The organism is Achromobacter sp., assembly GCF_036567245.1.
Classification (GTDB): domain Bacteria; phylum Pseudomonadota; class Gammaproteobacteria; order Burkholderiales; family Burkholderiaceae_B; genus Achromobacter.
Genome location: NZ_DATCUY010000617.1, coordinates 1 through 8054 on the forward strand (window position 1 = coordinate 1; position 8054 = coordinate 8054).

Consider the following 8054-nt stretch of genomic DNA (forward strand, 5'->3'; position numbering starts at 1 on the left):
CCGTCGCGCGTCAGCCCGGCGAGAAGCCGCTGGCCTCGCCCGCCGTGCGCAAGCGCGCCTGGGACCTGGGCATCGAGTTGCGCTACGTGCCTGGCAGCGGCCCGGCCGGCCGCATCCTGCACGAAGACCTGGACGCCTACCTGCAAGGCCAGGGGGCGGGGACCCAAGCCCGCGGCGGTGTCGCCTATGCCGAACGCAACGACGAGGAAAACGTGCCGGTCATCGGCCTGCGCCGCAAGATCGCGCAGAAGATGGCCGAGTCCAAGCGCCGCATCCCGCACTTCAGCTACGTCGAGGAAATCGACGTGACCGAACTGGAAGAACTGCGCGCCAGCCTCAACCAGAAATGGGGCGCCTCGCGCGGCAAGCTCACACTGTTGCCGCTGCTGGCGCGCGCCATGGTCGTGGCGCTGCGCGACTTCCCGCAGATCAACGCGCGCTATGACGACGAAGGCGGCGTGGTCACGCGCTACGGCGCGGTCCACATCGGCATCGCCACGCAAAGCGACGGCGGGCTGATGGTGCCGGTCATGCGCCACGCCGAGGCGCGCGATCTGTGGTCCATGGCGGCCGAGATCGTCCGCCTGGCCGAAGCGGTTCGCACAGGCGGAGCCAGCCGCGACGAGCTGTCGGGGTCCACCATCACCATCACCAGCCTGGGCCCCTTGGGCGGCATCGTCACCACGCCGGTGATCAACCATCCCGAGGTCGGCATCGTGGGCGTGAACCGCATCGTCGAGCGGCCCGCCATCCGCAACGGCGCCGTGGTGGCGCGCAAGCTGATGAACCTGTCGTCGTCCTTCGACCACCGCGTGGTGGACGGCATGGACGCGGCGCGCTTCATCCAGGCGGTGCGCGCGCTGCTGGAACAACCCGCGCTGCTTTTCGTGGAGTAAGCATGAGCCAGATCACTAAGACTACGACTTTGCTGGTGATCGGCGGCGGCCCTGGCGGCTACGTCGCCGCCATCCGCGCTGGCCAGCTGGGCGTGCCGACCATCCTGGTCGAAGGCGCCCAACTGGGCGGCACCTGCCTGAACATCGGCTGCATTCCCTCCAAGGCGCTGATCCACGCGGCCGAGGAATTCGACAAGGCGCGCCATTACGCGGGCAAGTCGGCGTTGGGCATTTCGGTGTCGGCGCCCGCCATCGACCTGGCCCAGACCGTGGCCTGGAAAGACGGCATCGTCGGCAAGCTGACCGGCGGCGTGGCCGCGCTGCTGAAGAAGAACGGTGTGGAAGTGGTGCGCGGCTGGGCCCGGCTGCTGGACGGCAAGACCGTGGAAGTGGACACCGGCGAGTCCGGCGCTGTCCGCATCCAGTGCGAACACCTGCTGCTGGCGGCGGGCTCCGAGCCCACGCCGCTGCCCTCCATGCCTTTTGGCGGCATGGTGGTGTCGTCCACCGAGGCGCTATCGCCCACCAGCATCCCCAAGCAATTGGTGGTGGTGGGCGGCGGCTACATCGGCCTGGAACTTGGCACCGTGTACCGCAAGCTCGGCGCCGAGGTGGCGGTGGTGGAAGCGCAGGACCGCATCTTGCCGACCTATGACGCGGAACTCACCAAGCCGGTGGCCGCCGCGCTGGCGAAGATGGGCGTGGATCTGCATCTGGGCCGCAAGGTGCTGGGCCTGAACGGCGCGGGCAATGCGGTGCGGGTGCAGGACGCGGCGGGCGTCGAAACCCTGCTGCCGGCCGACCGCGTGCTGATCGCGGTGGGACGGCGTCCGCGCACGCAGGACTGGGGACTGGAAAGCCTGCAGCTGGACCGCAAGGGCAACGCGCTGCGCATCGACGACCAGTGCCGCACCTCCATGCGCGACGTCTGGGCCATCGGCGACATCGCCGGCGAGCCCATGCTGGCGCACCGCGCCATGGCGCAGGGCGAGATGGTGGCCGAACTGGTGGCGGGCAAGCGCCGGCATTTCCAGCCGGCGTCCATTCCTGCGGTCTGCTTCACCGATCCCGAGGTCGTGGTGGCCGGCCTGTCGCCCAATGAGGCGGAAAGCGCCGGCCTGGACTGCCTGACGGCGTCCTTCCCCTTCGCCGCCAACGGGCGCTCGATGACGCTGGAATCCACCGACGGCTTCGTGCGCGTGGTGGCGCGCCGCGACAACCACCTGATCCTGGGTTGGCAGGCGGTGGGACGAGGCGTGTCGGAACTGTCGACGGCTTTCGGCCAGTCGCTGGAAATGGGCGCCACGCTGGAAGACGTGGCGGGCACCATCCACGCGCATCCGACCTTGGGCGAAGCGGTGCAGGAAGCGGCGCTCAAGGCGCTGGGCCACGCGCTGCACATCTAGCAGTCACGGAACGCCGCGCTTGCGCGGCGTTCCGCCGCAGGCCTGGACAGTGCCTAGCGAGGGGCTACGGCTTGCGCCAAGGCGGCGCTGAATCCCTCCACCGCAGGATTGCCCTGGTCGCGCAACGCCGCCAACACCACCTGAGCCGTGGCTCCCGCCACATCGCGCAAAGGCAGGAAGCGCAATGAATCCGTGCGCATCCGGGACAATGATTGGGGCACCAGCGCAGGCCCGATGCCGGCTTCCACCAGCGTCAGCAGCGTGGGAATGACGCTTTCCTGCGCGATCTCCGGCTTCAGTTGCGCACGCGCGAACAGCGCCTGGATCATGTTGCGGAAGTACGGCGAGATGTCCTGGCGGTAGCCTACCAAGGGAAATTCCAGCAGTTCTTCCAGCGCAACATCACGCTGGTTCGCCAGCGCATGGTCGTGGCGCAGCGCCACGCGCAGGGGCTCTTCGTAGATGACGCGGGTCACGATATCCGCATCCAGCGGATGCGGACGCATCAGCGCCACATCGACCACGCGCGACCGCAACGCGGGCTCCATGTCCACGGAATTCATCTCGCGCAGATCGAGCCGGACTTCCGGGTGCGCATCGCGGTAGTGGCTGAGCGCAGATACCAGCGGCGAACTCGCGGCGCTGGGCGTGATGCCTATCACCAGCGAGCCGGTCTCGCCGCGCGCCGTCCGGCGCGCCTGGCGCAGCATGAGCTGGGTATCCGCGGCGATCTTGCGCGCCCGTTCGTACATGATTTCGCCAGCGGGCGTCAGTTTCACCGAGCGCGTGGTGCGCACGAACAGGGGCACGCCGACGATCGCTTCCAGTCGCTTGATCTGCTGCGTGAGGGGCGGCTGCGTCATGAACAGGCGCGCCGCCGCCCGGGCGAAGTGCAGCTCTTCCGCCAAGGTGCAGAACAGGACCAGCAGCCGGCCATCCAGGAAGATTAATTCTGATTTCGACATAATTAAGGCGAAATTACCAATTGGACATAGATTAGTCCAGTTCCTAAGATGCCGCATCGCTACATTCAACCGGCATGCCGGATCCGCATATGTCCCTCGCTTCCATGTCCGCTTCAGTCACTGCCATCGCTCAAGGAGTGAGGGACGGCGAGGCGGCGGTGTTCGCGGCGGCGCGCCAGAGCCTGGCGGCCATCGCCCGGCAAGAGCCGGCGATTCGCGCCTGGAGCCATGTGCTGCCCGTCGCGGCGCTGGAACGGATGGAACCGGAGCGCCATGCCGCCGGCGCGCTGGCCGGCGTGCCCATCGGCATCAAGGACGTGATCGACGTGGCCGATATGCCCACCGGTTTCGGAGCGCCCGCCTTGATGGCCGGCAAGGCAGCGTTCGACACCTGCAGCGTGGGTATGTTGCGCGCTGCCGGCGCGATCCCCGTGGGCAAAACGGTGACGGCCGAATTCGCCTTCAGGACGCCGGGTCCCACCCGCAACCCCCATGCGCCGGCGCATACGCCTGGCGGCTCTTCGAGCGGCTCCGCAGCCGCCGTGGCGGCCGGCATGGTGCCTGCCGCTCTGGGCACGCAGACCGGAGGCTCGATGATCCGTCCGGCCGCGTATTGCGGGGTGGTGGGATTCAAGCCGAGCGTCGGCCGCGTGTTCCGGGACGGCATGAAGCTCACCTGCGAATCGCTGGACACCATAGGCTGGTACGCGAACAGCGTGGCGGACGTCCAGGCCATTGCCGACGTGCTGGTCGGCGGGGCGGACGCGGATGCCGCGGAGAAGCGGCAACTGACCATTGCGGTGCAGCTGAAAAATCCGAAAGCTGGATTGTGCGCCGAGAGTCAGGCCGAGATCGAACGCGCCCGCGCCGTACTGGCCGCGCATGGAATGCGATGCGTGACGGTGGAAGCCGAGCATGAGACGGCGCTCTTGCTGCAGGCGCACGACGTGATCATGCACTACGAGTTCGCGCGCAGCCTGGCGCCGGTATTGGAGCGCCAGGGCTATGCCCTGAGCGGCGCCTTGCGCCAGGCGGTGGCGCATGGCCTGGCCATCGGGGCCGGGCAGTATCAGGAGATGCGCGAGGTCCAGGCCGCGCTGCGTTACGGCTGGAGCGCGCTCTACGGCGGCGCCGACCTGGTGCTTACGCCCAGCACCCCGGGTCCCGCGCCGCAGGGGTTGGCGCATACCGGCGACGCTGCATACAACAAGATCTGGTCGGTGCTGGGGTGGCCATGCCTGCACCTGCCGACCGGGTTCAGCCTTGCGGGACTACCTCTGGGCATGCAATTGGTCGGCAATTTGGGCGAGGACCTGGCCTTGCTCGCCGTCGGCCGGAAGTTACATCATCTGCTGAAACAGCAAGGGGAATGAAATGGGATTCAAGACACTGAAGCAGGGCATGTTGGCCCTGTGCGCCGCCGCGGCCGTGGCGGGATTGGGGCAGGCCCATGCCGCCTTTCCTGACCGTCCGATCAATGTCGTCGTGCCGACGGCGGCTGGCGGCACGGTGGACATCGTTGCGCGCATCATGGCAGAAAAGCTCGGCGCCGAGCTTGGACAGCCCGTGGTCGTCATCAACAAGCCTGGCGCCGGCGGCGTCGTGGGCACGCAGGCCTTCCTGCCCGAGCCGCAGGACGGCTACACCGTGCTGTTCACGGCCAACAGCAACCAGTTGATCGTGCCCTGGGTCTACAAAGACGCGAAATTCGATCCGATCAAGGACTTCACGCCGATCGCCGCAGTGGGTGAAGTGCCCAACGTGCTGTGCGTGAATCCTGCCTTTCCCGCCAAGGACATGAAAGAATTCATGGCCCTGATCAAGGCCAATCCGGAAAAGTACCAGTACGCCTCGGCGGGCGCGGGGACCTTGAACCATCTGCTGGGCGTGATGCTGGACCAGATGGGCGGCCTGCGCATGCAGCACATTCCCTATCGCGGCGTGTCGCCGGCCATGGCGGACGTGATGGGCAATCAGGTGCCCATGCTGTTCGCCAGCCTGCCTTCGGCGGTCGAAGGCATCAAGGCCGGCAAGCTGCGCGCGCTGGGCGTCAGCAGCGAAAAACGCAACGCCTTGCTGCCCGACGTGCCTGCCATCAACGAAGCCATACCGGGTTTCCGCGGCGACCTGTGGGTCGCGTTCTATGGCGCCAAGGAAGCGCCCCGCGCGTCGATCGACACCTTGCACCAGGCCATCCGGAAAGTCCTTGCGGACCAGGCGCTGCAACAGAAGTTCGACCAGTTGGGGGTCACGATGATGCATGACGGCCCGGCCGAGCTGGCGGCGCGCCAGCAGGCCGAGTTCATGCAGTGGAAGCAGGTCGTGCAGGCCTCGGGCGCGAGTCCGGACTGAAGTCCTTACCGGCTGCCGTCGATATACGGCCGGGCCTGCAGGATCAGGATGTTCTCTCCCTGCACGGCCCATTCGATATCCTGGTCCACGCCGCCCAGGCGCTGCTTGATCTGGCTGCCCACGGCAGCCAGGCGCGCCACCAGGGTGTCATTCAGTACCTGGCGCGGGCCTTCGATCGGCACTTCGCGCACGCCGCCGGCGGCGTCCGCCACCAGCTGGGTGTCCTCGGCGGAACGGCTCAGCACCTGTACCGCCTTGGACCAGCTGGAGTACATCAGTTGCTCGGCTTGCCGCTTGCCTTCCACCACCTTGATGCCCAGGCCGCGCTTGGCCGAGATGTAGGTGACGTAGCGGCGCGAGGCATCGAAGGGATCGCGCGTGATCATCACGCCCGAGCTGTCCGACGCCGCCGCCTGCTGCACCAGCACCGCCATCACCACGCCGCCCTGGCCGATGCCGGCCGCGCGCCGGGCCTCGTAGGCTTCATAGTTGTAGACCGAAGCCCACACCGTTTGCACTGCCTGCGCCAGCGCGTCGGCCTGCGTGACGTTGGGCACGGTGGTGTAGAGCCCCGCGCCGCTGAAGCCCGGCAGGTCTTCGGAATTGGACGAGCTGCGCACAAATACGCCGCGTCCTTGCAGTTGCTTCCGCCAGCGTTCGCGCCACGCGGCGTCCAGCGCCGGGTCGGGTTGGGCTTGGACGATGTCCCGGCGCAGCGCGGCCAATTCGGCGCGGCGCACGTTGGCGTCGCTGGCGAAGTCCGGCCGCTGCTCGAGCGCGGCGATGCGTTGCGGCACGCCCAGTTGCGTCATGAACGCCGCATACTGCGCGAAGGGGATGCAAAAGCCGTCCGGCACGGTGGCCGCGGGCGGCAGCGCGGACTTCAGCGCGCCCAGGTTGGCCGCCTTGACGCCGCAATGGCGGCTGTCGCGCGTGGTCATGCCGGCGAGCGGCTTGATCGCCTTGACCGTCAGGTCGGGTTTGGGCAGCGCCAGGGCGGCCTTGGGCGGCGGCGCCGCTACAGGCTGGGCGATGCGTTGCACCTGATAGCCATTGCTGGTGACGGTCAGCTCGACCCACTGGCCGTCGTACTCGTGCAGCGCCGCCACGGCATCGCGCACATAGGCGTTGGGAATGCGCCAGCCCTTGGCCAGCAGGTTGACGTGTGACAGCAGCGTGGAGGGCCGCTGCGTGACCAGGCCGGCCACCGGCGGCAGCGCGACCGGCACTTCGTCCAGCACCAGGATATCGGTCGGCGACAGGTCCGGCGTGTCGTCCACCGAGGCGACGATGCGCAGCCGGCCCTGGGCCTGGCCGGTGTTCAACGGCAGGAAAGTCTGTTCGCGCAGCAAGGATTCCTGCGTCACGGCGTTCAGGCCGGCGGTCTGCGCGACCTGTTCATGCAGCGTGGAATTGGCTTTGAAGCGCACCGGTTCGTGGAAGCTGGCCTTCAGTTTTTCATCGGTCAGCTTGAGCAGGTCCGGGGTGAGCCGGTCGCCTTCCCAGAATTCATAGGTGTAGCCGGGCAGGTCGCGTTGCCAGCTCAGGGTGCCGAACAGCAGGCGCCGTTGCGGATCCTTGTACTGCGCGATCAGCGTGGCTTTGTCGTCTGCGGGCAGCAGGTGCCGCTCGCGCGCAAAGTTCTCATGCAGCGCGTAGCGCGGCGTGTTGACGTAGTAGATCTTGCCGCCTTGCTTCCGGTCGATCACGAACAGCACGTGCGGGATCTCCAGCGGCGTGCCGGGGTTGTAGACCCGGGCCAGTTGCTGGAACTCGGCCTGGGTCCGGATCTGGCCCAGGAAGGCCGGGCCCGCTTGCTTGCCGTCTTCCGCCTGCGCTGCGCGCTCGTCGGGGCGCAGCGGACGGGAGTTTTCGTAGGGCGAAGGCTTGCGGGCGGTTTGCGCCTGGACGGCCGGGCCGGAAGTGGCGGCCAGCGTGCCGAGCGCGGCCAGGACGATCAGGCGGGGCAGGCGCAGGGACGGGCGGCGGCGTGGTGCGGGCAATGGATGCATGTACGGGCAGGCGGGGCGCAGGGAGCCGCGATGATATCGGAGCCCAGCCGTTGGTTGTTTCCGGATGTGGCCAACTGTGCGTTGACGTTGCCGCAGGCATGCAAAATACCCAATTTCAGTGATGGGCTTGCGGTCCAGCATGTCGTCTAATGCCAGCCAGGCTTAATCGCCACGCCGGCGCTACGGGAACGCAGCCACGCTTGCACACTTGGTGGCGGCTTCTCGCAGGGCCTTTTTGAAGGGGCAGCATCCGCTGCCCCTTTTTTTCGCAACCGGCATGCGCTCCCCGTCGTCAGGCCGCGTCGGCGTCGAATCCCAGCTCCGCCAGGATGGCCACGGTGTGCTGCCCCAAGGCCGGCACGGCGCCCATCGCCGCGGCGGCGCCCGACAAGGTCGCCGGCGGCAGCAACGCCTGGATGGGAC

At 67.6% G+C, this 8054-nt stretch carries 6 protein-coding genes and 1 pseudogene; 4 read left to right on the plus strand and 3 right to left on the minus strand.

Annotated elements, in window-relative coordinates:
• A partial coding sequence (locus VIR09_RS26245) for a dihydrolipoamide acetyltransferase family protein (RefSeq protein WP_332015525.1) occupies positions 1-896 on the plus strand: 896 nt, incomplete at its 5' end.
• Positions 897-898: 2 nt separating this feature from the next.
• Positions 899-2302, plus strand: a complete 1404-nt coding sequence (gene lpdA / locus VIR09_RS26250) for a dihydrolipoyl dehydrogenase (protein WP_332015526.1) — start codon at positions 899-901, stop codon at positions 2300-2302.
• Positions 2303-2355: 53 nt separating this feature from the next.
• Here lpdA and VIR09_RS26255 read toward each other — a convergent pair whose 3' ends face one another.
• Complete coding sequence (locus tag VIR09_RS26255) at positions 2356-3267, minus strand: LysR substrate-binding domain-containing protein (RefSeq protein ID WP_332015527.1); 912 nt, start codon at positions 3265-3267, stop codon at positions 2356-2358.
• An 89-nt stretch (positions 3268-3356) separates the two neighbouring features.
• On the opposite strand from VIR09_RS26255, the gene VIR09_RS26260 reads away from it, so the two are divergent.
• Both VIR09_RS26260 and VIR09_RS26265 read left to right on the plus strand, forming a co-directional pair.
• Positions 3357-4640 (plus strand): amidase, encoded by a 1284-nt coding sequence (locus VIR09_RS26260; RefSeq protein ID WP_332015528.1) that lies wholly within the window; start codon positions 3357-3359, stop codon positions 4638-4640.
• Position 4641: 1 nt separating this feature from the next.
• Positions 4642-5619 (plus strand): tripartite tricarboxylate transporter substrate binding protein, encoded by a 978-nt coding sequence (locus tag VIR09_RS26265; protein WP_332015529.1) that lies wholly within the window; start codon positions 4642-4644, stop codon positions 5617-5619.
• A 5-nt stretch (positions 5620-5624) separates the two neighbouring features.
• Here VIR09_RS26265 and VIR09_RS26270 read toward each other — a convergent pair whose 3' ends face one another.
• Positions 5625-7631 carry a PEP/pyruvate-binding domain-containing protein gene (locus VIR09_RS26270; protein WP_332015530.1) on the minus strand — a complete coding sequence of 669 codons (2007 nt, stop codon included), beginning with the start codon at positions 7629-7631 and terminating at the stop codon, positions 5625-5627.
• A 292-nt stretch (positions 7632-7923) separates the two neighbouring features.
• Positions 7924-8054 (minus strand): annotated as a pseudogene (locus VIR09_RS26275) (CoA transferase); the annotation flags it as partial.

Coding starts and splice junctions, on each gene's coding strand:
- VIR09_RS26255 (WP_332015527.1), bottom strand. CDS start 3,267: ATGTCGAAATCAGAATTAATCTTCCTGGATGGCCGGCTGCTGGTCCTG.
- lpdA (WP_332015526.1), top strand. CDS start 899: ATGAGCCAGATCACTAAGACTACGACTTTGCTGGTGATCGGCGGCGGC.
- VIR09_RS26260 (WP_332015528.1), top strand. CDS start 3,357: ATGTCCCTCGCTTCCATGTCCGCTTCAGTCACTGCCATCGCTCAAGGA.
- VIR09_RS26270 (WP_332015530.1), bottom strand. CDS start 7,631: ATGCATCCATTGCCCGCACCACGCCGCCGCCCGTCCCTGCGCCTGCCC.
- VIR09_RS26265 (WP_332015529.1), top strand. CDS start 4,642: ATGGGATTCAAGACACTGAAGCAGGGCATGTTGGCCCTGTGCGCCGCC.